At 66.7% G+C, this 24,496-nt stretch carries 19 protein-coding genes, 1 tRNA gene and 4 pseudogenes; 11 read left to right on the plus strand and 13 right to left on the minus strand.

Translation table 11 applies throughout. The features are described 5' to 3' along the window. The first annotated feature begins 143 nt into the window (after window positions 1-143). Window positions 144-2,005, plus strand: a pseudogene (locus NC4_RS22105) (APC family permease). 5 nt (window positions 2,006-2,010) lie between these two features. On the opposite strand, the gene NC4_RS22110 reads toward NC4_RS22105, so the two are convergent. The 3 genes from NC4_RS22110 to NC4_RS22120 all read right to left on the minus strand — a co-directional run bounded on the left by NC4_RS22110 (window position 2,011) and on the right by NC4_RS22120 (window position 4,294). After that, window positions 2,011-3,309 (minus strand): epoxide hydrolase family protein, encoded by a 1,299-nt coding sequence (locus NC4_RS22110; protein WP_369690781.1) that lies wholly within the window; start codon window positions 3,307-3,309, stop codon window positions 2,011-2,013. Then, window positions 3,197-4,033 (minus strand): hypothetical protein, encoded by an 837-nt coding sequence (locus tag NC4_RS22115; RefSeq protein ID WP_067541409.1) that lies wholly within the window; start codon window positions 4,031-4,033, stop codon window positions 3,197-3,199. The genes NC4_RS22110 and NC4_RS22115 overlap by 113 nt, the downstream gene beginning before the upstream one ends. Window positions 4,034-4,220: 187 nt before the next feature. Continuing rightward, window positions 4,221-4,294, minus strand: a tRNA-Ile gene (locus tag NC4_RS22120). 114 nt (window positions 4,295-4,408) lie between these two features. Between NC4_RS22120 and NC4_RS22125 the strand changes: the two genes are divergently transcribed. The 3 genes from NC4_RS22125 (at window position 4,409) to NC4_RS22135 (ending at window position 6,557) form a co-directional block, all read left to right on the plus strand. After that, on the plus strand, window positions 4,409-4,837 hold the full coding sequence (locus NC4_RS22125; protein ID WP_067541725.1) for a nitroreductase/quinone reductase family protein: 429 nt from the start codon (window positions 4,409-4,411) through the stop codon (window positions 4,835-4,837). A 208-nt stretch (window positions 4,838-5,045) separates the two neighbouring features. After that, complete coding sequence (locus NC4_RS22130; protein WP_218021260.1) at window positions 5,046-6,011, plus strand: TerC/Alx family metal homeostasis membrane protein; 966 nt, start codon at window positions 5,046-5,048, stop codon at window positions 6,009-6,011. A 90-nt stretch (window positions 6,012-6,101) separates the two neighbouring features. Next, the gene (locus NC4_RS22135; protein ID WP_157555051.1) at window positions 6,102-6,557 is read left to right on the plus strand and encodes a UCP032817 domain-containing protein; all 456 of its coding nucleotides are present in this window, start codon (window positions 6,102-6,104) and stop codon (window positions 6,555-6,557) included. A gap of 536 nt (window positions 6,558-7,093) precedes the next feature. Here NC4_RS22135 and NC4_RS22140 read toward each other — a convergent pair. From NC4_RS22140 to NC4_RS40440, 4 genes and pseudogenes are all read right to left on the minus strand, one after another. Beyond that, window positions 7,094-8,863: an SDR family oxidoreductase gene (locus NC4_RS22140; RefSeq protein WP_067541413.1), complete on the minus strand. Its 1,770-nt coding sequence runs from the start codon at window positions 8,861-8,863 to the stop codon at window positions 7,094-7,096. Between the two features lie 18 nt (window positions 8,864-8,881). Next, window positions 8,882-9,990, minus strand: a pseudogene (locus NC4_RS22145) (PDR/VanB family oxidoreductase). After that, on the minus strand, window positions 9,987-10,892 hold the full coding sequence (locus NC4_RS22150) for a metal-dependent hydrolase (protein ID WP_067541415.1): 906 nt from the start codon (window positions 10,890-10,892) through the stop codon (window positions 9,987-9,989). The pseudogene NC4_RS22145 and the gene NC4_RS22150 overlap by 4 nt, the downstream one beginning before the upstream one ends. An 81-nt stretch (window positions 10,893-10,973) precedes the next feature. Further along, on the minus strand, window positions 10,974-11,147 hold the full coding sequence (locus NC4_RS40440) for a DUF6374 family protein (protein WP_157555057.1): 174 nt from the start codon (window positions 11,145-11,147) through the stop codon (window positions 10,974-10,976). 155 nt (window positions 11,148-11,302) lie between these two features. Between NC4_RS40440 and NC4_RS22155 the strand changes: the two genes are divergently transcribed. Further along, a complete protein-coding gene (locus NC4_RS22155) occupies window positions 11,303-11,533 on the plus strand; it encodes a hypothetical protein (protein ID WP_067541416.1) in 231 nt (76 codons plus the stop codon). Window positions 11,534-11,546: 13 nt separating this feature from the next. Here NC4_RS22155 and NC4_RS22160 read toward each other — a convergent pair whose 3' ends face one another. Together NC4_RS22160 and arsM are read right to left on the minus strand one after the other, a co-directional pair. After that, complete coding sequence (locus NC4_RS22160; RefSeq protein ID WP_067541418.1) at window positions 11,547-11,930, minus strand: ArsR/SmtB family transcription factor; 384 nt, start codon at window positions 11,928-11,930, stop codon at window positions 11,547-11,549. A 54-nt stretch (window positions 11,931-11,984) separates the two neighbouring features. Further along, window positions 11,985-12,749, minus strand: a complete 765-nt coding sequence (gene arsM / locus NC4_RS22165) for an arsenite methyltransferase (protein WP_067541420.1) — start codon at window positions 12,747-12,749, stop codon at window positions 11,985-11,987. Window positions 12,750-12,845: 96 nt separating this feature from the next. On the opposite strand from arsM, the gene NC4_RS22170 reads away from it, so the two are divergent. The 3 genes and pseudogenes from NC4_RS22170 to NC4_RS22180 all read left to right on the plus strand — a co-directional run bounded on the left by NC4_RS22170 (window position 12,846) and on the right by NC4_RS22180 (window position 15,426). Next, entirely contained in the window at window positions 12,846-13,199 is a 354-nt protein-coding gene (locus NC4_RS22170) for an Rv2640c family ArsR-like transcriptional regulator (protein WP_067541422.1), read from the plus strand. 94 nt (window positions 13,200-13,293) lie between these two features. Further along, a pseudogene (locus NC4_RS22175) lies at window positions 13,294-15,056 on the plus strand (AMP-dependent synthetase/ligase). A gap of 115 nt (window positions 15,057-15,171) precedes the next feature. After that, window positions 15,172-15,426, plus strand: coding sequence for a hypothetical protein (locus tag NC4_RS22180; RefSeq protein WP_157555060.1), 255 nt, complete (start codon window positions 15,172-15,174; stop codon window positions 15,424-15,426). A 7-nt stretch (window positions 15,427-15,433) separates the two neighbouring features. On the opposite strand, the gene NC4_RS22185 is transcribed toward NC4_RS22180, so the two are convergent. Next, window positions 15,434-15,850, minus strand: coding sequence for a PaaI family thioesterase (locus tag NC4_RS22185; RefSeq protein ID WP_067541426.1), 417 nt, complete (start codon window positions 15,848-15,850; stop codon window positions 15,434-15,436). Window positions 15,851-15,988: 138 nt separating this feature from the next. Between NC4_RS22185 and NC4_RS41745 the strand changes: the two genes are divergently transcribed. Continuing rightward, window positions 15,989-16,246 carry an AfsR/SARP family transcriptional regulator gene (locus NC4_RS41745; protein ID WP_218021261.1) on the plus strand — a complete coding sequence of 86 codons (258 nt, stop codon included), beginning with the start codon at window positions 15,989-15,991 and terminating at the stop codon, window positions 16,244-16,246. Window positions 16,247-16,258: 12 nt separating this feature from the next. Continuing rightward, window positions 16,259-19,147, plus strand: a complete 2,889-nt coding sequence (locus NC4_RS44075; RefSeq protein WP_305781639.1) for an ATP-binding protein — start codon at window positions 16,259-16,261, stop codon at window positions 19,145-19,147. 254 nt (window positions 19,148-19,401) lie between these two features. On the opposite strand, the gene NC4_RS22195 is transcribed toward NC4_RS44075, so the two are convergent. Then, window positions 19,402-20,784, minus strand: coding sequence for a serine hydrolase domain-containing protein (locus tag NC4_RS22195; protein ID WP_174566875.1), 1,383 nt, complete (start codon window positions 20,782-20,784; stop codon window positions 19,402-19,404). Window positions 20,785-21,078: 294 nt separating this feature from the next. On the opposite strand from NC4_RS22195, the pseudogene NC4_RS22200 reads away from it, so the two are divergent. After that, window positions 21,079-22,117, plus strand: a pseudogene (locus NC4_RS22200) (alpha/beta hydrolase). Between the two features lies 1 nt (window position 22,118). On the opposite strand, the gene NC4_RS22205 reads toward NC4_RS22200, so the two are convergent. Beyond that, window positions 22,119-23,732, minus strand: coding sequence for a flavin-containing monooxygenase (locus NC4_RS22205; protein ID WP_067541429.1), 1,614 nt, complete (start codon window positions 23,730-23,732; stop codon window positions 22,119-22,121). A gap of 392 nt (window positions 23,733-24,124) precedes the next feature. Continuing rightward, window positions 24,125-24,493, minus strand: coding sequence for an ArsR/SmtB family transcription factor (locus NC4_RS22210; RefSeq protein WP_067541431.1), 369 nt, complete (start codon window positions 24,491-24,493; stop codon window positions 24,125-24,127). Between the last annotated feature and the right edge of the window lie 3 nt (window positions 24,494-24,496).

Genomic DNA, 24,496 nt, shown 5'->3' on the forward strand with positions numbered 1-24,496 from the left:
CGCGACATTGCTGGTTTCGGGTAACCGGACTGACGGGTTCCGGGAGGAATCACTTGACCACGACCACCGAACGGTCCCACTCGCGATTCGCTGCCTGGTTGCTCGAGGATTCCGGCGAACAAGCCGCGCAGCTGCCCGGGCCCATGGTCAAGCACACGCCGAAGGAACACCGGCATCCCTGGTGGAAGGTCATGTGCCTGACCGGTGTCGACTACTTCTCCACGCTCGGCTATCAACCCGGTATCGCCGCGCTCGCCGCGGGTGTGCTGTCGCCGCTGGCCACCGTGGTGCTGGTGGCCTTGACCCTGCTCGGCGCGCTACCGGTCTATCGGCGGGTGGCCAAGGAGAGCCCGCACGGCGGCGGGTCCATCGCCATGCTGGCCAATTTCCTGCCGAATTGGTGGGGCAAGCTGCTGATCCTGGTGCTACTCGGGTTCGCGGCCACCGACTTCACCATCACCATGACCTTGTCTGCGGCCGACGGCGCCGCGCACATTGTCGAGAATCCGTACACGCCGGATTTCATGCACGGGCACAACCTGCTCATCACGCTGGTGCTGCTGGCCCTCTGGCGGCGGTGTTCCTGAAGGGATTCACCGAGGCCATCGGTATCGCGGTCACGCTGGTCGCGTTATTCCTGGCGCTGAATCTGATCGTGGCCGTCGTCGGGGTGATCGAGGTGATCCGCCATGCGCACCTCGTGACCGACTGGGGGCATCTGCTCACCGCGCAGCACGGCAGCCCGATCGCCATGATCGGCGTCGCGCTGCTGGTGTTCCCCAAACTCGCGCTCGGCCTGTCCGGATTCGAGACCGGTGTCGCCGTCATGCCGCAGATCAAGGGTGATCCGGGCGATTCCGACGATTTCCCGCGCGGCCGCATTATCGGCGCCCGCAAGCTGCTGACGACCGCGGCGATCATCATGAGCTGCTTCCTGATCGTCTCCAGCTTCATCACCACCATCCTCATTCCGGAATCGGCCTTCCAGCCCGGCGGGGAAGCCAATGGCCGGGCGCTGGCGTATCTGGCGCACGAACATCTCGGCAATGCCTTCGGCACGGTCTACGACGTCAGCATCATCGCCATCCTCTGGTTCGCGGGCGCTTCGGCCATGCCGGGCCTGCTCAACCTGGTTCCGCGCTATCTGCCGCGGTTCGGCATGGCGCCGGAGTGGGCGCGCCAAATGCGGCCGCTGGTATTGGTTTTCGCCACCGTGGCCTTCGGCATCACCTGGTATTTCGATGCCAGCGTCGAGGCTCAGGGCGCGGCCTACGCCACCGGCGTGCTCGTCCTGATCACCTCGGCGGCGGTCGCGGTGACGCTGTCCGCCTGGCGGAAACAGCAGCGCGGCAGGGTGTTCCCCTTCGGTGCGGTGTCACTGATCTTCGTGTACACCACCATCGACAACATCATCGCCAAGCCCGAGGGCGTGCATCTGGCCCTGCTGTTCGTGCTCGCGATCATCGTGGTGTCCTTCGCCTCCCGCGCCCGTCGCGCCTTCGAACTCCGGGCCGTCCAAGTGACTTTCGACGACAAGGCCGCCCGCGTCATCGACGATCTGGCCGCCCGCGGCGAGATCCGCATCGTCACCCACGACATCGACCAGCGGCAGCCCGAGGAATACGCGGAGAAGGAAGCTGATCAGCGCCGCGAAAGCCATATCCCCGACGCCGATCCGATTCTCTTCCTCGAGGTGATCGTCAAGGACCCTTCGGAATTCAGCACCCATCTCCTCGTCACCGGGGTGGAGGTGGCGCAGTACCGCATCCTCAGTGTCGAAGCCGCCGCCGTCCTGAACTCCATTGCCGCCATCCTGCTGGCCATTCGCGACCGCACCGGCGTCATCCCGCACGTCTACTTCGAATGGACGGAAGGCAATCCGCTGATCAACCTCCTTCGCTTCATGTTCTTCGGCGAAGGCGAGGTGGCCCCGGTGACTCGCGAAATCCTGCGCCGCGCGGTACCCCGGCGCTCGCAGCGCCCGCACGTCCACGTGGACAGCTGAGGTTGTTATCGCAAGGGGCGGAAGAAGGTTCGGACGTCCTCGACCAGCAGGTCCGGGGCTTCCATGGCGGCGAAGTGGCCGCCGCGATCGAATTCCGACCAGTGCACGACATTGTGCTCGCGTTCGGCGATGCGCCGGACCCCGCCGTCGCCCGGGAACACCGCGACGCCGTGTGGTAGTCCCGAGTAGGGCGCCGTGGAACCCCATGCCTGCTGGCCCTCCTTGTACAGGCGGGCCGAGGAGGCGGCGGTCCCGGTGAACCAGTAAATGCTGACGTCGGTGAGCAGCTGGTCGATATCGACCGCGTCCTCGGGCAGTTCGTGCGCCGGATCGGTCCACTCCTTGAACTTCTCGACGATCCAAGCGAGCTGTGCCGCAGGCGAATCGCTCAGCCCGAACGCCAGTGTCTGCGGCCGCGTCGACTGGATGATCGCGTACCCGCCGCGGTCCAGATCCCGATACTGCTCGAGCCTGGCCAACTCGTCCGGTGTGAGTCCCTCCAACTCGGCCGGATCGCCGGTGGGAAACCCGAGACCACCGTTGACATGCACCCCGACGACATGCGCCGCATCCAGCCGCCCCAGCATCGGCGAGATGACCGACCCGCTGTCTCCACCCTGCGCGCCGTACCTCTCATACCGGAGCCGCCCCATCAACACCGCCCAGGCCCGCGCCACCCGCTCGATATCCCACCCGGTCTCGCCGGTGGGCCCACTGAACCCGAACCCCGGAATCGACGGCGCCACAATATGAAACGCATCCCCCGCCGCACCCCCGTGCGCCACCGGATCCGTCAGCGGCTCGATAATCTTCAAGAACTCGGCCACCGATCCCGGCCACCCATGAGTAATGATGAGCGGCAACGCATCCCGCTCCGCCGACCGCACATGCAGAAAATGCACCCGCTGCCCGTCGATCCGAGTAATGAACTGCGCAAAGCTGTTCAGCCGCTTCTCCGCCGCCCGCCAATCAAACCCCTCCCCCCAATACTCCGCCAACCCCCGCGCATACCCCACCGGCACCCCATACGACCACCCCAACCCCGCCAACTCATCCGGCCACCGAGTACCCCCCAACCGCGCCCGCAAGTCATCCACCTGCTCCTGCGGAACGTCGACGCGAAACGGCTCGATCCCCGCCACAACGATCACCTCCTCGGATAGCGCCCGACCCCGAAAGCGACAGCCAGGGCTAGGCGCGCCGCACCCAACCCTGTGCGATGTCAGAGAGATTCCACCACGAAACGAATTGCGGGTCTTGGGTTTCGAGCTCCCATTTCGCGGTGAGGGCATCGAAGAACGCATCGTCACCGGTCTTGCCGCCCTTGGGTTCGCCGATGAAGATCAGCCGGTCCCCGCCAGCGCGCTCGAACTCGTCCACTGCGACCGAGGCCATCGTATTTCCCCATCCCGGCGGCCAACACAGGAACAGGACGCGACCGGCCTGGTCGTCGCTGCGCGCCTTGTAAGCATCGCGATCTGCAACCGGGTACCAGACGTCGAGCTGCCCAGCTGTTTCTGGAAATGATGGATTGGCAGTCGCATCCGGCGGTTCGGAGTCATACGCTTCGACTCTCAACCCAGCCCGCGCCTGCTGCGCAGCCCAATAGCCACGCCCGGCACCAAGCTCGACAACTGTTCTACCTGAACAGAATTGGGCAACCCATGCGATGGTCCCAGGTGCCGGGACAGCGTAGGCGTATGCGGCCTGCAGAACGGTTTGAGCATAGCCAAGCCGGGCACTTCCCTTCAGCCGACCTCCGTTCACCACGCGGCGGTTCTCCCGCCCATGCACCGATGGCCCCACGATGTCCCAGTACGGATTCCCGGAAGCCGATTCACCCCCGGTCAGGTAGTGGACCAACCGGAGATCGAACGCAGCGTCGGCACGGTCATCCCCGGTACCAGCCAGCATCGGCGCGGTAGAGAGATAGTCCGCGACAACGGGATATGCGGCACGCAGCCTCGCTTCGTCGCCGAGCAAGGCCACAAGCTCGTTACGTCGCTCATCGGTCAGGATCAGCTCCATCACCCTTCTGATTGTCCTGGCCTTGGACGCATCTCGGGGTGCTACAGGCAGCGTTCACAAGATTGGTCAGCGCCGGATTCGACCGCCGCACACAGACCGGTTCGGTACAACAACTCGGCCGCAATACCTTTGGATCGACACATCTTACGATCTCGAGTGGCTGTTCGCGCTGTTCAGGGGGCAAAAGTGGGGCGGGCGGGGCTCGAACCCGCGACCAATGGATTATGAGTCCACGGCTCTAACCGACTGAGCTACCGCCCCTGACCGCTGGAGATCTCCAGTGGGCCTCGCGATGCTACCGCTTCGGGTGGGTCGATGCCTACTCGGGCGCGGGGGAACTTACGGTGGCGTAGGGGGTATGGATCGGGAGGAATGATGGCGAGTCTGTTTGTGAAGGTGCTCGAGGTGCATCAGTGGGTTTATGAGAAGAGTCGGGGGGTGGTGGGGCATCGGGTGTTGTTCGGGAATCCGACGTTGTTGTTGCGGACTGTGGGGCGGAGGACGGGGCGGGAGCGGACTTCGGCGCTGACTTATGCGCGGGATGGGCGGGATTATTTGGTTACTGCGTCCAATGGGGGGTCGGCGCGGCCGCCGGGGTGGTTGGCGAATGTGAAGGCTTCGCCGGAGTGTGAGATTCAGGTGGGGACCAGGCGGGTGGCCGTTACTGCGAGGGCCACGTATCCGGATGATCCGGATTATGGGCGGCGGTTCGGGCTGGCGGACAAGGTCAATCGGGGGCGGTATGCGCAGTATCAGAGGATGACGTCGCGGCCGTTGGCGGTGGTGGTGCTCAGTCCCAGGTAGGGGTAACTGGACAGTTGAGTTAAGGTTCGGCTATTCTGTCGCGCAGAGGGGAGTACTTCCCAAGAATCATTCCGGTCAGTACGGGCGACGCCGTCGTTGCCCCCGGGTGGTTGCCCACGGACATGGGTGAAGGAGACCTCGGCTGATTTCTCATGCCGAGGAGGTCCTGTGAGTATGTCTGTTCTGGCTGGTTCTGCCGCTGTCGAAAGTGTTGGTACGCCCTGGTTGTGGGGTTGGAACGATTGTTGTCGTGCTGGCGCTGGTGGTGCTGGACTTCGCGTTGACGCGCAAGCCGCACGAGGTGTCCATGCGGGAAGCGATCGGGTGGACGGTCTTCTATATCGCGCTGCCGGTCGCGTTCGGTGTGTTCCTGTGGTTCCACAATGGTGGCGCGACGGGCATGGAGTTCTTCACCGGCTATTTGCTGGAGAAGTCGCTGTCGGTGGACAACCTGTTCGTGTTCATGCTCCTGCTGTCGGCGTTTGCGGTGCCCGCGGCGCTGGCGCAGCGGGTGCTGTTGTACGGCATCGTCGGCGTGCTGGTGCTGCGCGGCATCTTCATCGCGCTGGGCGCGGCAGCGCTGGCCACGCTCGACTGGGCGTTCCTGCTGTTCGGCGTGATCCTGCTGATCACGGCCGTGAAGCTGTTGGTCGATGCGGTCGGCGGGCAGGAGCAGGAAGTCGACATCTCGACGATGCGGTCGGTGCGGCTGCTGCGCCGGTTCATGCCGGTCACCGACCACTACCGCGGTACCCGCATGACCGTCCGGGAGGCCGGGCGACGCGCCCTCACCCCGCTGGCGCTGGTCGTCGTCGCCGTCATGGCCACCGATGTGGTCTTCGCCGTCGACTCGGTGCCCGCGGTGTACGGCGTGACCGGTGATCCGTTCCTGGTGTTCGCGACCAACGCGTTCGCGCTGCTGGGCCTGCGCGCCCTGTACTTCGTGCTGCACGCGGCGCTGTCGCGACTGGTGCACCTGGCCTACGGCCTGGCGGTGATCCTCGCCTTCATCGGCGTGAAGCTGGTGCTGCACTGGGCGCACGGCGTCTGGAGCGGGGTGCCGACCATCCCGACCGCGGCCTCGCTGGTGGTGATCGTGGTGGTGCTGGTGACGGTGACCCTGACCAGCCTGCGCGCCACCCGCGGCCGGGAACTCGAGTCCGCCACCGCCTGACCCCAGAAGCTGTGCCATGCGGTACGTCCGGATCCGGACGTACCGTGGGTCATGTTGCTGCAACGCTTTCGGAGCCCGGGGATCGACGAAATGAACACGGTTGTGGACAATTTCGAACTCCTGGACGCCATCTTCAAGAACTGCCCCTGGGAGCCGCGCGAACTCGTGGAAACCGTTCTGCGCCAATGGTTGCGGTGCTGCGGCGCCGCCATGCGGGACGGGCAGGTTATCGGAATGCCGTCACGCGCCGTGGACGAGGCCTGGCACGGATTCATTCTGTGCACGCTGCGATACGAGCGCTTCTGCTCGGCGGCGTACGGGCAGTTCCTGCACCACTATCCGGCCGATGAGGGGTCACGCGACACCTCCGCGGATCCCATGGTGGATCAGCTGGGCCGGACCGTCGTGGCGTGGACGCTGGTGGCGCGGCCGGGGGAGGACTGCGTGATCTGGGATCTCGACACCAAGGCCGGGGTGGACGACCCGTGGGGCATACCGGCCGAACGGGTCGCCTTCATCGAGAGTTCGCTGCGCGAGCAGGACTGACCGGAGACAGCCGAGAGCCGGTGCGGCACAACCGCACCGGCTCTCACTCATGGGACGGCATTACGCCTCAGCAGCCGCCTCCGCCGCCACCGCAGCCGCCACCACCCCCGCCGCAGCCACCTCCGCCGCCACCGCAGCCGCCACCACCCCCGCCGCAGCCACCTCCGCCGCCGTCTCCGTAGCTGCCCGAGCTGTAGCTACTCGAACCGCCCGAGCCGCCACCGGAGGAGTACCCGGCCCAGCGACCCGACCGGCCGCGACTGCGGTGCCTGCCTTGTCCGTCCTGCCACATCGCGACCCCGCCGATAAGGGCGGCAAGGTCGATCAGTACGGCAATGACGATTCCTACGGTCATCATCGGATTCCCTCCCACGCCCGTCGGCTACCTGGCCGAGTCCCCCTGACTCGGCTCCCCCCGAGCGAGCGGCACCTTCTATTGTGCTAGCCGAAAACTACTGCCGCACTATTCACTGCGACAGACCCGGTAATTCGGGGGAGGTCGAAAGGTGTGGACGGACAATCCATTGGGTACCGAATTACGTCAGCTTGACCCGCGCCGCGAAGAATCGCGCGACCGCCGGGGCGAATCGGTTGAACCGGTACTGCATCCACGCCTCCGGCATCACCGGCACCACATCCCGATCCCGTTCGACCGCCTTGACGATCTGCGCCGCCACCTTCTCCGGCCCGTACCGCCGCGCCGCGTACAGCTTGTCGTATTTCTGCTGCTTGGCGGCCTCTTCCTCGGCCGAGACGCCCGCGAATCGCGTGGCGGCAACGATATTGGTGTGCACGATGCCCGGGCAGATGGTGTGCACGCCGATGCCCTTGCCCGACAGCTCCGCCCGCAGGCAATCGGAGAACATGAAGACCGCCGACTTACTGGTCGAGTAAGCGGAGAATCCGCGCTGCGGGGTATAGGCCGCCATGCTCGACAGATTGACGATATGTCCGCCCAGACCGCGGTCGGCCATGGCCTTGCCGAAGGTCCGGCAGCCATTGATTACGCCGTGCAGATTGATTTTCAGCACGCGGTCGAATTCCGCTGCGGGAGTGTCGAAGAAATCTCCGGCCTGACCCACACCCGCATTTTTGACGAGAACATCGGGCACTCCGTGCGTGGCGATCACCGCGGCGGCGTGCTCGGCGACCGCGCCGTCATCGGAGACGTCGAGCTGATAGGCATGCGCCGTACCGCCCTCGCGTGCAATGAGTTCGGTGGTGTCCTTGGCCGCGTCGAGGTTGATGTCGGACAGCACCACCTCGGCCCCGAGGCGGGCGAACGCCAGCGCGGTCTCCCGGCCGATGCCACTGCCGCCGCCGGTGATGACCAGCAGCTGATCCTCGAAAGCCCGCTGCTCCCCGCCGACTTCGGCGCGGCGCAACGCGCGCGGCACGACTCCGGTGCGCAGCGAGTCGATGAGCTCGGCGGTCGCGGTCGCCAACAGCTCGGGATGCGAGAACGGCAGCCAGTGCCCGCCGCCGACCTCCCGGCGGTACAAAGTCGGCGCCCAGTCCTGGGTGTCGTCGTATCCGGCCGGGCGCACCGCCACATCGCGGCGTGCGATGATCAACTGCACCGGCACCTCGGTGCGGCGCTCGCGCGTTTCGGCCATGCGGCGCAGGATGTTCGCGCGATAGATGCGCATACCGTCGAAGAAGTCGCGCCGGAATTCCGGCCCGAGTTTGATGTTCTCCGGCGAGGTGTCGTTCATCAGCCCGACGAACCGCGACCACATCTTCTCGGTGCCCAGCGGCTTGAGCACCACGCGCGGCACGCCGGGAGTCATGAACAGGCCGGTGTAGGTCGAGGACAGCAGCTGCGTGAACGGACCCCACACTTTGCCGTGCGACAGATTGCCGCGCACCCAGGCGCTGAGATGGTCCAGGTTCGGCCCGGAGACCGAGGTGAAGGAGGAGATCCGCGCGGCGGCCCGCGGTTCGCAGACGGCCTCCCACGCCTCGACCGAACCCCAGTCGTGGGCCAGCACGTGCACCGGCCGGTCCGGTGAGACCGCGTCGGCGACGGCGAACAGGTCGGCGGCGAAGTTCTCCAGCCGGTAGTCCTCGGTGCGATCGGTCCGGGTGGAGCGCCCGTGCCCGCGGGTGTCGTAGGTGACCACGTGGAAGCGGTCGGCCAGCAGCGGCGCCACCCGATCCCACAGGTGGTTGTCATCGGGCCAACCGTGCACCAGCACAATGGTTTCGGCGGACGGCTCACCGTATTCGTAGACGGCGAGCTCGAATTCGCCATTGCGGACGATGCGCTCGGCGGCGGGGATGATGGTCGGTTGATCGGTCACGATCTTCTCCTGAAACGGGTGCTAGAGGTCCAGCACCAGGCGGTCACCGTCGCAACGGGATACACAGATGAGCATGTCGCCGACGTCCCGCTCGGCAGCGGTGAGCACGGTGTCGCGGTGGTCGATCTCGCCGGAGACCACCCGCACCCGGCAGGTGCGGCAGAAGCCCTGGCGGCACGAATAGGGGCTGTCCGGAAGGACTTTCAGAACTTCTTCGAGTACGGACTTGTCGGCGGGAATCTCGACGGTCCCGCCGGTGCGCGCCAGTTCGACCCGGAACGCGGTGCCGTCGACGACGGGAGGCGGCGAGAACCGTTCGGAATACAGTTCCACGCCCGGCATGTCGCGCACGGCATCGGCAATGACCTGAGTCATCACCACCGGGCCGCAGCAGTACACGGAGGTGTCGGCGCCGATGCCCGGCAGCAGCGCCCGCGCATCGGGCAGGCCGTGCTCGTCATCGGTGCGGACGGTGACGCGCTCACCGAAGCCCTCGACCTCGGACAGGAACGGAATGGTGTCGCGGCTGCGGCCGGTGTACACCATCGTCCAGTCCACGCCGAGCCGGTGCGCCATCCGCACCATCGGCAGAATCGGGGTGATCCCGATGCCGCCCGCCACGAAATGCACTCGGGCGGCCGATGATCCGTAGCCGGGCAGCACGAACGGGAACGCATTGCGCGGCCCGCGCACGACCACCGCGGCGCCGACCTTCAAGGCGTCGTGCACCTCGCGGGATCCGCCCCGCCGTCCGGAATCCGCCGCACTGCAATGCGATAGCTGTGCTGATCGGCCGGATCGCCGCACAGCGAGTACTGCCGCACCCGCCCCGAGGGCAACTCCAGATCCAGATGCGCACCCGGCCGCCATTCCGGCAGTTTGCGCCCGTCCGGCGCGGTGAGCAGCAGGCTGATCACATCGGTATCGTGCGCCTCCACCCGGCGCTCCACGACCACCAGGGGAATTCGCCTGTCGTCCAACGGATTCGGCGGTTCCTTGCGATTGACGACGGTGGTCCAGCGCAACCGCGTCTCGGCGATCAGCTCGAACACGCGCGTGGCGCGGTCCTGGCGATTCTTGCCGTAGAGATCGAGTGGCAGCTGCGCCGGGACCTGACGACTCGCGCTCACGAGGCCATGATCCGGGCGGCCGGTGACTGCGCCAGATACGCCACGGCCTGGGCGGTGGATCCCACCGGCTCGGGGGAGTACCCGGGCTTGAAGGTCGACAGCGCGCTGATCAACAGCGACGGCACACCCGGCAGCGCACCCCGCCACATGGAGGCGAAGATGCGGCCGATGAGCATCGGATAGCGGTGGTTGGGCAGATTCGGATCCTGATGCACCAGGTATTTGGCCCCCCGCACCAGCAGCGCGATGAACAGCGGGAAGACGATCAGCATGAGCGCGCCGCGCCGCACATAGCCGACCTCGAAGTACTCGGCCACATCATGGGCGACCATCCGATGCTCGACCTCTTCGGCGCCGTGCCAGCGGAACAGATCCAGCATCTGCGCATCGCTGTCGAACTGCTCCAGATCGGTATTGAGGATCCAGTCGCCGAGGAACGCGAAGAAATGCTCCAGCGTGGCAATGAACCCGAGCCGCTCGACGAGCTGCTGCTGTTGCGCCGCGGGCGTGCCCATCTCACGCGGGCCCAGCGTCTTGCGGAACAGGTATTCGGCCTGCCGCACATAGGGTTCCACGTCGTACCCGTGGGTCTTCAGCACCTCTTCGAGCGCATCGTTGTGGCTCTCCGCGTGCATCGATTCCTGCCCGATGAACCCGATCATGGCCTCGCGCAGTTTCTCGTCCCGGACCAGCTCGAGCGCCTCCCCGAAGGTGACCAGGAACATGCGCTCGCCCTCGGGCAGCAGCATGCTCAGCGCATTGAGCACATGCGAGGCAATGGGCTCGTCCTTCATCCACACCGGCTCGGTATGGGACCAGTCGAACCGCACATTGCGGGCATGCAGGGCTACCTCACCGGGTTCGGTCACCACACGGCGGCCGAGCTTCGGAAGTAGCTTCATCGATACTTCTGGTGTTCGTATGTCCGTGACCGGGGCAAACCACCCGCAGCCACCGCATTGCTACGTGAGCGTAGCAACATTCTACGCGTGTGTGGAACCAGGAGTTACATCTAGATTCCGCAGACCCTGGGCGAGCAGCTCGGCCATGCGCTCGAGTTGGTCGGGGGTCAGCTGCTTGCCGAACACCGCAGCCTTGATCAACTGGCGATGCACCTCGCCGATCTGGGCGATGGCGAGGGATGCGGGTTCCGGCATGGTCCGGCAGATTACCTCGAGTCGAACGTTTGCTCTAGAGTAATCCGCGTGTCCGTCACCCGCAGAATTCCGCTGGTCCGCAACTTACGAACTGGACCGCTGGATCTGCGGAGTTCCCTGCCCGGCCGATCCGAGCGCTCGTAGGATCGAGCGCTATGCGGAAGCCGATAACGGTCGAGTTGGGGGACGTGGCGGCTCGTTTCCTCGAGCGCATGGCGGCCGAGAGCGGACTCGGCGAGTCCGCTTGGCTGGATGGACATCTGCGATACGAGGCGAAGGTGCTCGAAATCAAGGATGAGCTGCAGAAAGTGGCAGTCGAGATGGGCTCCGCCGGTTTCGCCGGTGACGTCGCGACCTGTCCGTCGTGCGGCGCTGTTCAGCTCTGAGGGGCCGCCCGGCCTAGCGGTCGATGAAGACCGAATCGAGTGTGGTGCCCAGCAGCTGTGAAAGCTGGTGCAGGACTTCGGGTTCTATGCGGTAGTAGAGCTGGGGGCCGCGGCGTTCACGGGACAGCAACCCGGCTTCGCGCAGGATGCGGAGATGGTAGGTGAGGGTGGGGCCGGGGGCGTTGAAGGCGGTGGTGAGGTCGCATTCGCAGGTTTCGCCGCCCTGGTGCGCGGCGATCATCGAAAGAATGCGCAGGCGCAGCGGATCGGAGAGGGCCGCGAAGGCCGGGGCCAGGGTGGTGGCGGCCGCGGCGGACAGGGGTGCTCGCGTCAGGGGCGTGGCTCCGCAGGATGAGGAGGGCACGACCGTGAGGTGCAGCCGCCCGGCTTTCGGCATTCATCGATAGTGACGCATATCGAATCGGTGGGCAATATGCGCGCAGCCGCCGAGCTAACGCGGTTTGACGGCTTTCACGATCGCCGAGTGCATCTCCGGCGCGACCTGATGGGTGGGGGTGACTTCGATCTCGGTGAATCCGGCGGCGGTCAGGCCGGAGCGGTACTCGCTCACCGAGAGCGCACCGGCTATGCAGCCGGTGTGGCTACCGCGGGCGCGACGGTCGGCGGGGGTGAGGTGATCCTCGGCGATAACGTCGGTGACGCCGAACCGGCCGCCGGGGCGCAGGACGCGGAAGGTCTCGGCGAAGACGGCGGGTTTGTCGGGGGAGAGGTTGATGACGCAGTTGGAGATGACCACGTCGACCGAGGCGTCGGGCAGGGGAATGGATTCGATGGCGCCCCGCAGGAATTCGACGTTCTCCGCCCCGGCCGCGGCCGCGTTCGCACGCGCCAGGTCGAGCATTTCGTCGGTCATGTCGAGGCCGTAGGCCGTGCCGGACGGGCCGACCCGCCGCGCGGACAGCAGCACATCGAGGCCGCCGCCGGAGCCCAGGTCGAGAACGGTCTCGCCGCTGCGCAATTCGGCGACGGCGGTCGGATTGCCGCAGCCGAGGCTCGCCGCCACGGCGTCGGCGGGAATCGCGTCCCGATCGGCCTCGGGGTAGAGGCGATTGCCGAAGCCCGCCTCGTCGAAGGTTGCCGTATCGCCGCATCCGCCGGGACCGCAACAGCCGCCGGATTGCTTGAATGATGTTGCCGCCGTGGCATATCGGGCACGGACCGCCTCGCGGATCTCGTCCTGTCCGGGATCGCTCATGATGACACCTACCTGTGAGACATATATCGAAATCATCGGACACCTCCAGCTTGCCACCCTTTCGACATATGTCAATATCCTCGATAGGGTGGATTCGTGCCCAAGCCGCTGCCCGTGATCGATATGTCCGCCCCGGTCTGTTGCGTACCGGTTGCCGCCGAGCCGATCGACGAGCCGATGGCGCTCGAAGTGGCCTTGCGGCTCAAGGCCATCGCCGATCCGGCGCGGGTGCGCCTGATGTCGATCCTGCTGACCTCGCGCGCCACCATGAGCACCGGTGAACTGGCTGCGCTGGTGGAGCTCGCCGAGTCCACCGTCAGTCATCACCTGGGGCAATTGCGCAAGGCCGGATTCGTGGAATCCGAGCGGCAAGGGATGGCCGTGCAGCACGGCGCCCGCCGCGAGGCGCTCGCGGCATTGTGTCTGGTGCTGGATCCGAACTGCTGCTGAGAACCGCGCTTCCCCTGCCTGAATCGGGCAAATCGGTTCACCCTGCGTATGCTGACGCGCGGTCGAACCGATCGAACGAGGAGCACCCGGATTCATGACAGCAGCACCGGCCACCATGTGCGCGGCGTTTCAGGCGACTATCGCCCGGTATGCGGGGGAGGTCGCGGTACGCACGGCCGGGGATGCGAGCACGCTGACCTTCGGCGACTGGGGACGACAGGTGCGCACGCTGGCGGGCGGATTCGCCGCGCTGGGCGTCGGGCACGGCAGCAAGGTCGCACTCATGCTGGCCAATCGGCCGGAGTTCTATCCAATCGACACCGCGGTGGTTCACCTTGGGGCGGCGCCGTTTTCGATGTACAATACCTCCTCGCCGGAGCAGCTGAACCATCTGCTCGGCGATTCCGGGGCCGAGGTCGTGGTGTGTGAATCCCAGTTCCTGCCGGTGATCGCCAAGGGGCGCACGGGAACCGCGGTCCGGCACATCGTGTGCATCGACGGCGGCGATGCGGAAACCCTGAGCCTCGAGGACCTCGCCGCGCGGGTCGATGCGGACTTCGATTTCGAATCGGCTGGCGCGCGGTGCAACCCGATGATGTGCTGACCCTCATCTACACCTCCGGCACCACGGGCGCGCCCAAGGGCGTGCAGATCACTCACGCCAATATGGTCGCCATGTCGGAGGCCACCGTCAGCCTGGCCGGAGCCGACCACAACGAACGCGTGCTGTCGTTCCTGCCGTCGGCTCACATCGCCGATCGCTGGTCGGCGCTGTATCTGAGCATGTACGTCGGTTCCACCATCACCACCGTCGCCGATCGCACCGGATTCGCCCCGGGCCTTGCCGATTGCCGCCCCACCCTGCTCGGCGCGGTCCCGCAGGTGTGGCAGAAGCTGCGCACCGGCATCGAGGACAAGCTGGCCGAATCCACCGGAGCCAAGGCGGCACTCGCGCACTGGGCGGTCGGCGTCGGCCGTCAGGTCTCCTATGCCCGGCTCGCGGGTGAGTCGGTCGGACCGCTGCTGGGCATCCAGCACGCCATTGCCGATGCCCTGGTGCTGTCGAAAGTGCGTGCCGCACTGGGCCTGAACGACATCAAGGTCGCCATCTCCGGCGCCGCGCCGGTCTCGCCGGAACTGCTGCGCTACTTCAACGGCCTCGGCATCGAGGTCAGCGATGCCTGGGGCATGTCCGAGCTGTCGGGCATGGCCACGCTGTGCCCGCCGGGACGGCTGCTCCTGGGCACGGTCGGAAAGCCGGTGCAGGGCATGCGGATCCGCATTGCCGAGGACGGCGAGGTGCTGGTGGCCGGGCCGCTCATCATGAAGGGCTATCTGAACCGGCCCGAGCAGACCGCCGAGATCCTGGATTCGGAGGGCTGGCTGCACACCGGCGATATCGGCGAACTCGACGCCGACGGCTACCTGCGCATTGTCGACCGTAAAAAGGAACTCATCATCAATGCCGGTGGCAAGAATATGTCGCCGTCCAATATCGAGAACTGGATCAAGGCGTTCGCGCCGCTCGTCGGCCAGGCCATCGCCATCGGCGACAATCGTAAATACAATTGCGCGCTGATCGCCCTCGATCCGGATGCGGCCGCCGCTTTCGCCGAAAAGCACGGCATTGCCGCCGATCCCGCGGCATTGGCCGCGAATCCCGAGGTGGAGCGTGTTATCGCCGCGGCGATCGAGCAGGCCAACGCCAAACTCTCGCGCATCGAACAGGTGAAGAAGTTCCGCATCGTCAGCGAGTTCTGGCAGCCCGGCGGGGAATTGCTCACCCCCACCATGAAACCGCGCCGCAAGCCGATCAACGAGCGCTACGCGAGTGTCATCGAGGAGATGTACTCCTGATCCGGAGCCATCCGGAATACGTCCCCGAGCAGCCGATATCCCGCTCCCGCCGCGAATCCGCGGCGATCGTGCGAGAATCGGCGTGCTCGTGACCCCGATCCGTGCAGGAGATTTCGTGCGCACTGGAAATATCGTCCGCTGGTCCGTCGCGGAAGCCATGGGGCTGTCGGCGCTCTCGGTCACCGCCGTGGGCACCGCGAACGCGGAGGTCAGCTTCACCTACCGCTGTACCGCCGAGGATTGGTCCGGTAATCAGCTGCCCGCCGTCACGGTCGAGGTGCGCAAGGGCAAGAACCAGGCGCGCTATGCGGCCCGGCCGGAATGGCGCGGTCAGGCCAAGTTCGAAACCATCGAGTGCACGCCGGTTTGACCGACTCTCAGAGCACCGCCTGCGTCTGAGTGACTTTCGCGACGAGTTTTCCGGCGTCGTCGTGGATTTCGGTTTCGACGACGATGAAGCTGCGACCCGCGTGAATGGGCCGGGCCGAGGCGGTGGCGTGGCCCGAGCGGACCGCGCGCAGGAAATTCGTCTTCGATTCGACCGTCGTGGTGCCCTGCTTGCCGTCGGGCAGATTGAGGAATGCGCAGACCGCGCCGGTCGAATCGGCCAGTGACATCAGGACACCGCCGTGCATCGTCCCGCCCAGCGTGCACAGCGATTCGTCCCACGCCAATCGGGTGCGCACCAGTTCGGGCCCGTGTTCGAGCACCTCGATACCGAGCTTCTCGCTGAATGGCATGGTGGCGAACAGCTGTGTGCCGATCGGGTCCAGAACAGTGTCGATATCGGTCATGGGATCGACTCTGCCGCAGTGCGCGCGGCAGGTCGATTACCTCCCGGGTAAAGCCCGCGGTCAGCGGAAGTGTCACCCGCGGCCGGGTTCTGCGAGACTCTCCCGGTGCGGGTAGGTGTGCTTGGGCCGGTTCAGGTTGTGGCGGATGACGGGTCTCCGGTGGAGATCGGCGGGGTGCGGGTGCGGATGCTGGCGGCTCGGCTGGGGCTCGAAGGCGGCGGGGCGGTGCCGGTCGGTGCGCTGATCGACGGGCTGTGGGGCGAGGAGGCGCCGGGCGAGGCGGCCGGTGCACTGCAAGCATTGGTGTCGCGGCTGCGGAAAGCCCTGCGCGGGGTCGGAACCGTGGAGCTCGGGGCGGGCGGGTATCGGCTGCCGGAGGTGCGGCTGGACGCATAGCGGTTCGAAGACCTGGTGCGGCAGGGGCGCAAGGAACTCGCGGCCGGGCGCGTAGAGGCCGCCGCCGCGATATTCCGGGAGGCCCTGGGGCTGTGGCGCGGCGAGGCGCTCGGTGATGTGGCGGACGCGCCGTTCGTGCGCGCGGTCGCCGCGCGCCTGACCGATCTGCGGGCCGGTGCCACGGAGGACTGGTTCGAGGCCGAACTGCGGGTGGGCCGGTACGCCGACATCATGGGAGAGCTGGAGAAGGCGGCCGAGGAGAACCAGCTCAGCGAACGACTGGCGGCACTGCGCATGCGGGCGCTGGCCGCAGCCGGGCGGCAGTCCGATGCGCTGGCCGCCTACGAGGAGATGCGCGCCCGCCTCGACGACGAACTGGGCATCGACCCGTCCGCCGAACTGCGCGAGACGCATCTGGCGCTGTTGCGTGGGGAGCTCGAAACACCGGTCGCGCGTAGGGAACCCGTTGCCAACCGGCTGCCCGCGAGATTGACGAGCTTCATCGGCCGCGATGCCGAACTGGATCGGCTGAGTCACCTGCTCGCCGACTCCAGGCTGGTCACCATTGTCGGCCCGGGCGGAGCGGGCAAGACCCGCCTTTCCCTGGAAGCCATGGACCGGTATGACAGCGGCCCAGTGTTTTTCGTACCTCTCGCCGAAGTCGGCGCACCGGACCAGCTGGCGGATGCCGTGGCGGGCGCACTCGACGACAGCTCCGACGAACGCCGCGCCGACCAGACCGCCCGCCTCGTCGAACTCCTGAATGTCGGTGCGGCCGTACTGGTTCTGGACAACTGCGAACACCTCATCGGCGCCGCCGCCGAACTGGCCGAACATCTCCTCGACCGCCTGCCGCTCCTGCGCATCCTCGCCACCAGCCGCGAGCCCCTCGCAATCACCGGCGAGACGCTCTGGCATCTGGATCCCCTCGCCATCCCGGCGGGCACCCCCGAACCAACTGCGGCACAGCAGTTCTCGGCCGTGCAGCTGTTCCTGGCCCGTGCCACCGCGGTCCGCCCCGACTTCACTCTCGACGACCGCACCGTCGGCCCGGTCGTGGAAATCTGCCGCCAACTCGACGGCCAGCCCCTCGCTCTCGAACTGGCCGCCGCCAAACTCCGCTCCATGACCGTCGACCAGATCGCCCGCCGCCTCGACGACCGCTTCCGCCTGCTCACCTCCGGCAGCCGCACCGCCCTACCTCGCCAGCGCACCCTGCTCGCCCTGGTCGAATGGAGCTGGGACCTCCTGGAACAGCCCGAGCGCATCCTCGCCCGCCGCCTGTCCCTCTTCCCCGGCGGCGCGACAGTCGAAGCCCTGGAAGCGATCTGCTCCGGTCCGGACCTCCCCGCCGCCGACATCATCTACACCCTCGACACCCTCGTTGAGAAATCCATCGTCACCCGATCCAACGACGACCACCCCCGCTACCGCATGCTGGAAACCGTCCGCGCCTACGCCGCAGACCAACTCACCGACTCTCTCGACGACCTCACCCCTCGCTTCGCGGACCACTTCCTATCCCTCGCGGAGGAAAACGAACCCCTCCTCCGCGCCGGTGACCAACTCCGCGCCATCGCCGTCTTCGACGCCGAACACCCCAATATGGCCGCCGCCCTCCGCATGACCCTGGCCGCCGCGGCATCGGATCCGGCTTCCCCTGCGGCCGGGGCGGAGCAGGCGGCGCGGTTCGTTCGGGCCTTGTTCTGGTACTGGGGAATTCGGGGGATGAGCACGCAGTTCGAGACCTCGCTGGCGGAGGTGCTGCGGTTGGGGGATGCGCTGCCGGAGGCGACTCGGGCTGCGTTCCGGGTGATTCAGTCGATGGCGGGGTCGGGTCTCACGGAGTCTGCGTCGGCGGAGTCGCTGCTCGCGGAGAGTGAGCGGACCGGGGCGCTGCATTTCCATCCGGGACTGCCGCTGTGGGCTTCGATGCTCGCGTCGATCACCGGTGATGCGGAACTCGGTGAGCGGCAGCTCGAATTGGCGCTGGCCTGGCCGGATCCCTGGGTGCGGGCCAGTGCGAATTTCGCCCGCGATATCGCCCTGACCGGCAATGGCGACCAGCCCGCCGGGGCCGACGCCCGGCGAGAAGCCTTGCGCGGCTTCGAAACTGTCGGCGACCGCTGGGGTTTGGGCATGACGCTGCTCGCCGTGGCGCGCGATCACTCGCTGCGCGGCGAGCACGAGCCCGCCCTCGCCGCCTACTCGCGCGCGGTGGCCGTCGCCTCCGAACTGGGCATGGAAGACGACATTCTGGTCAGCCGAACCGAATTGGCGACAGAGCGCATGCGGGCCGGTGACCTGCCCGGAGCCCTCCGGGACATCGAGGCCGCCCAGCAACTGGCCGCCGCGCTCGGCTACACCCGCCTGGACGCCCTCATCCTGCTGATCCGCGCCGAATACCACCGCCGCACAGGCGACATCCCACAAGCCGACCGCGACCTGGACCACTTGGAACAGCGCCTCGAACGCCTCCCCGCCGCCATCGCCAAGTCCGCCGCGAACCGAATCCTGTTCACCCGCGCCGCCAATCGCCTCACCGCCGGTGCAACCGCCGAAACCCGCGCGATCCTCCCGTCCCTGCTCACCACCTCCGCCGTCAATGGTGATACGGCCTCCACCGCACAGTCCGCCGCCCAGATCGCCGAACTCCTGGCCAAACTGCACCTCCTGGAAGACCGCCCCGAGGCCGCCGCGACCGCACTGGGCCTGAGCGCCGCGATCCGCGGCGTATTCGACTCGGGCGAGCCCGAACTGCACGCCCTCCGAGCAACCCTCACCACCCGCCTGGGCAGTGAGGCCTTCCACTCGGCCTACCACCGCGGCGCCGATCTTCCTCACGAAGCCGCCCTGACCAGCCTGTCCGAGGAGTGTGGCCAACCGCTCACGACCTCTTGACCGCCGCGCACCCGGGTGCGCGGCGAGGAGCGGTGAGCCACCGTCGACCGCGCCGGTTCGAATGCGCCGAATAGGTTGGGCCCAGCCGCCTCTGCGCGGGCTCGCACCCGGAGGTGAGCGTCGCGAGTAGTTCGGGTGAAGGTCGCTGCAGTGCCGCCGGAATGCGCGGCGCACGCCGACAGCCGGGAATTCGGCGGCGATCTCTCGGGGAGGCCGCTGCCGAATTCCCGGCTGCACGGTGGTCGATCGGGTTGCTACGAGGCGCGGGTGAAGAGGCGGCCCGCCAGGTCGAGGCCGGTGATGGCGCCGGAGTCGTCGCGGCTGAAGAAGCCGCGCTGACCCTTGAAGGAGCCCTCGGTGATGATGTATTCGTCGTTCGGGAGCAGTCCGAGGACGAACGGCGGGTGATCCTGGGGGAGTTCGGCTTCCGAGGCCGCGCGGAGCTCGGGGCGGATGCGGCAGTCCAGGGTGAGGATATCGCCGTCGGTGGCGACGGTCGCGGTCATGGCGTCGATGCCGTACTCGCCCGCGATCTCGGCGGCGCGGGTCGCGTCGTAGGGGAGCGGCTCGGGGTCGGCGTCGATCACGCCGAGGTAGTGCCGCAGCGCCCAGCGGACGATCGCCTGGTTGGCAGGGATGCCGTCGGGGCTGGCATTGGACATGACGACGATCGCGAAGTCGTGCTCGGGGACGATGAGCAGTTCGGCGAACTGGCCGTAGACCGAGCCGCCGTGGCCGTAGGTGGCCACGCCGTCGATCTCGCGCAGGAACCAGCACAGGCCGAAGGCGTCGCCGAGCAGGCTGGCGCGCAGTTCGACGGTGGGCTGCTGAATCTGCCGCACGGCGTCACCGGGCAGCACGGTGGCGCCGTCGTCGGCGCGGCCGTCGGCGAGATGCACACGGGCCCAGCGCAACAGGTCGTCGGCCGAGGAGGAGATGCCGCCGCCCGGATTATTGGCGCGGGCGCCCTTCCAGGTCCGCTGCACCGACAGGGCGCCGTCCTCCTCGCGCTCATGGCCGATGGCGAAGCGGCGGGTCATGATGTCGTTCAGGAAGTAGTGGGTATTGGACAGACCGGCCGGTTCCAGGATCAGGGTCGCAATGGCCTTCTCGAAGGTCAGGCCCGTCACGTTCTCGATGATCCGGCCGACCAGATTGTAGGCGCCCTGGCTGTAGGAGGCCCGCGCGCCGGGCGCGCCGATCAGCGGGATCTCGCGCAGCGATCCCACGAACTTCGCCAGCCCGTCATCGCCCTCGCCGGTGTCGTTGACCAGGCTCCAATCGAATCCGGCGGTGTGGTTGAGCAGCTGCTTCACAGTGATCGCGGCGGCGTGCGTCTCATCGGAGAGCACCAGCTCCGGGACGTAGGTCCGGACCGGCGCATCCAGGTCGATCTTGCCTTCGGAGACCAGCTTCATGATCGCGGTCGCCGTGTACGACTTGCTGATCGAGCCCAGCTGGTAGAGCGTGTGCTCGTCCACGGGGAGCGGGTGCTCGACGCCGGTCACGCCGTGCGCCGCGAAGACCGCCCGGCCCCGCACCCACACGCCCGCCACGACGCCGGGAATCCCGAACGTGGTGGCCATGGTCTCGACGATCTCCGCCAGCGCGACATTCGACAGTTCGGCGTTCGACATTTCAGCGATTCTCTTTCTCTCTTCGCGCCCGGCCCCTGTGTTGTCGGCCGTGCATCCGGTGTGCACTCACAGTGCTCACCGCCGCTGATAGCGCCCTGACAGTGCGCCGACAGCCTCTTGCGGCAGTGACCCGGCGCACACCTGATGCGTGGTGGGAGATGTCCGCGTGTTGTGTAACGGCCCTCTCAGGCTGCTGTCAGGTTCAGGCCAGCAAACGCTCAGCGCTCTCCGGCAGTGTGAGCGGTTGATCTTTCCGATTGGAAAATTCACCGATTTGCTGAGGAGTTATCCGGCGTGCGTGTTTCGAAGACCTGGGGCGGCGCAGTTGTAGCGTTGACCGCTACCGTCCTGCTACCGGTCGCAGCGGGCACCGCGACCGCCGCCCCGGCGCCCGCCGTGGACCCCTCGGGCACCTCCGCCGCCGGCTCGCGCATCGTCTCGAGCGAAGTCACCGGCGACCGCACCGTCAAACTGCAGGTCTACTCCGCCGCCATGGGCAAGAACATCGAGATCGATGTGCAGCGGGCCGCGGATACCTCGGGTCCGGCGCCGGTGCTGTATCTGCTCAATGGCGCGGGTGGCGGCGAGGACAAGGCCACCTGGCAGCAGCAGACCGATGTGCTGAACTTCCTGGCCGACAAGAACGTCAATGTGGTGCAAGCCGGTGGGCGGCGCGTTCAGCTACTACACCGATTGGCGCGCACCGGATCCCAAACTCGGCGTGAACATGTGGAAGACCTTCCTCACCGAGGAGCTGCCGCCGCTCATCGATCGCGCGCTGAACACCAACGGGCGCAATGCCATTGCCGGGCTGTCCATGGCGGGTACCTCGGTGCTGCAGCTGCCGATCGCCAAGCCGGGGCTCTACCAGTCGGTGGCCTCCTACAGCGGCTGCGCGCAGATCAGTGATCCGCTGGGCTACGACATGGTGAACCTGGTGGTCGCCGCGGGCGGCGGCAATACCGACAATATGTACGGGCCCAAGGGCGATCCTATGTGGGCGGAGAACGATCCCTACGTGCACGCCGGCTAGCTGCGCGGACTGAACCTGTTCATCTCCAGCGGTTCCGGCGTGCCCGGCCAGTGGGACACCCTCGATGGCCCGCACACCCTGCCCGGCCCGGGCGGCCTGGCCAATCAGGTGACCGTCGGCGGCGTCATCGAGGCGGGCACCAACTACTGCACCCACAATCTGGCGACCAAGCTGGGCCAGCTGGGTATTCCGGCCACCTTCGACTTCCAGCCGACCGGCACTCACTCCTGGGGCTACTGGCAGGACGACCTGAAGAAGTCCTGGCCGGTGCTGGCGGCCGGACTGGGCCTGCCCGCCTGACCTACGTCCCGAGCTCGAAGTTCGGGTAGCCGTTGTCGCGCTCCTCGTCGCAGAAGCGGCGGTAGTTGCCGAATCCGCCTATGTAGGGCATGAATACGCGCTTCTTGCCCTCGACATTGGCGCCCATGTACCAGGAGTTGGCCTTCACGAACAGCGTGCCCTCGGCGACCTCCATGAGGTGATCGGTCCACTTCACGGCCGACTCCTCCCGCGCCTCGACACTGCGAATCCCCTTGGCGCGGCAGTGTTCCACCAGCGCGAGCACCCAGTCCAGCTGCTGCTCGGAGTGCAGGACCATATTCGCCATCACCGAGGGCGTGCCGACACTGTTGATGCTGAACATGTTCGGGAAACCCGGGATGCCGAAGCCGAGGTAGGTGAGCGGACCGTCGGCCCAGGTCTCGCCCAGTCGCGACCCGCGCGCCCCCTGAATGTCGATGCGCAGCAGGGCGCCGGTCATGGCATCGAAACCGGTGGCGTACACCAGGGTGTCGAGTTCGATGAACTTGTTCGCGGTGCGTACGCCGGTCGGCGTGATCTCCTCGATCGGTTCGCGCCACAGGTTCACCAGTGACACGTTGGGCCGGTTGAACATCTCGTAGTAGCCGGAATCGGTGCAGATCCGCTTGGTGCCGATCGGATGATCGGTGGGAATCAGATCGTCCGCCACCTGCTGATCGTCGAGCTTGGCGCGAATCTTGGCCACCGCGAAATCGCGGACCAGCTCATTGGCGGTGATATCGCTGTTCTGATCCGGGAAGACCTTGTTGAACAGCACCCCGCCCTGATTCCAGCGATCCTCCATGGCCTCCTCGCGCTCGGCGGCGCTCAACTCCAGGGCCTTGGTCTGAATGCTGGCGTGCGGTGTCGCGGCCGGTGCGTAGTACGACTTCTCCCGCCGCTGCCGGTAGGTCGCGCGGATCTCCTCCTGCTCCCGCGGCGTCCACGGCCGATTCGGCATGGGCACACTGAAATTGGCCGACCGCTGGAATACGGTGAGCGCCCGCGCCTGCCGCGCGATAATGGGGGAGACCTGGATGCCGGACGAACCGGTGCCGATCACGCCGACCCGCTTGCCCTCCAGCGCCGCTCCCTCCTCCGGCCAGCGCGCGGTGAAAAGCTCTTCGCCCGCAAAGGTTTCCACGCCCGGGATATTCGGCTTGATCGGCGCGGACAGGCATCCGGTCGCGAAAACCACGAAGCGGGACCGGTATTCCTCGCCGCTCTCGGTGCGCAGCGTCCACACCGACTCCGCCTCGTCGAAGTGCGCCGCCGTCACGAACCGCCCGAACCGATACCGCTGCTCGAGCCCGAACCGATCCGCCACATGGTTGATATAGGCGAGGATCTCCGGTTGCGCCGCGAACCGCTCCGTCCACGTCCAGCTCTGCTCCAGCTCCGCATCGAACGAGTAGGAGTAGTCCACGCTCTCCACATCGCACCGCGCGCCCGGATAGCGATTCCAGAACCAGGTCCCGCCCACACCCTCGCCCGCCTCGAGTCCGAGCACGTTCAGCCCGGCCCGCGCCGCCCGGTGGACGCCATAGAGTCTGGCGAATCCGGCGCCAATGATGATCACATCGTAGGGACCGGCCTGCTCGGCGCTGGGATGCATGCGTGACCTCTCACCATTCGTCTAGCGATATTTCGAATAGGCATATCGTCAGCGCCCGAACGCCAGGTCGCGACCTCTCGTCCCACTGACCAGGAGCCCATACGAAGGTGAAACATCGACCACCGGGAACTGGTGGCGGCGGCCACTCGCGAAACGCCGCCATGGTTTCCCGGTGATCGCTCGTCCAGGTAAGCGCCCAACTTCGCAGATATGACATTGCCGTACTTGCGATTTCGGTGGTGTGATCACCGGCCGAGGGGGAATCATGAAGCTATGGCGGGAAGCGACTCGCCGAACGGCCGGCCTCCTCGTACGGGGCGGCGAACGGTTTGGGCGGAGGCGTCAATGAGGGGCGTCTCCGCCGAGCCGGCGGGGGTGTCTGCGGTACAGGGTTATTCGTGGACCGGTTCGCCGGTGACCACGTGATCGGCGTGATTCAGGCCCTCGCGCACCAGACGGGCCAGGTGTCCGTCGCGAATGCGGTAGATGATGCGGCGGCCGTCGCGGCGGGTGTCCACCAGCCCGGTGAAACGCAGCTTGGCCAGATGCTGGCTGACCGCGGTGCGCGAGGCGCCGCAGGCCTCGGTGAGCGCGGTGACATCGGCCTCGGCGTCGGCGAGGATCCAGAGGATGTGCAGGCGGGTGGGATCGGACAGCATGCGGAAGGTGGCGGTCGCCGCGTCCAGGCGGGCCTGATCCGGGTCGACGGGGTGGGTGAGGCTGGCGGAGGGCAACGCCTTCGCATTGCTCTTGCTCACCATCGA

The organism is Nocardia crassostreae (assembly GCF_001613405.1).
Classification (GTDB): Bacteria; Actinomycetota; Actinomycetes; order Mycobacteriales; family Mycobacteriaceae; genus Nocardia; species Nocardia crassostreae.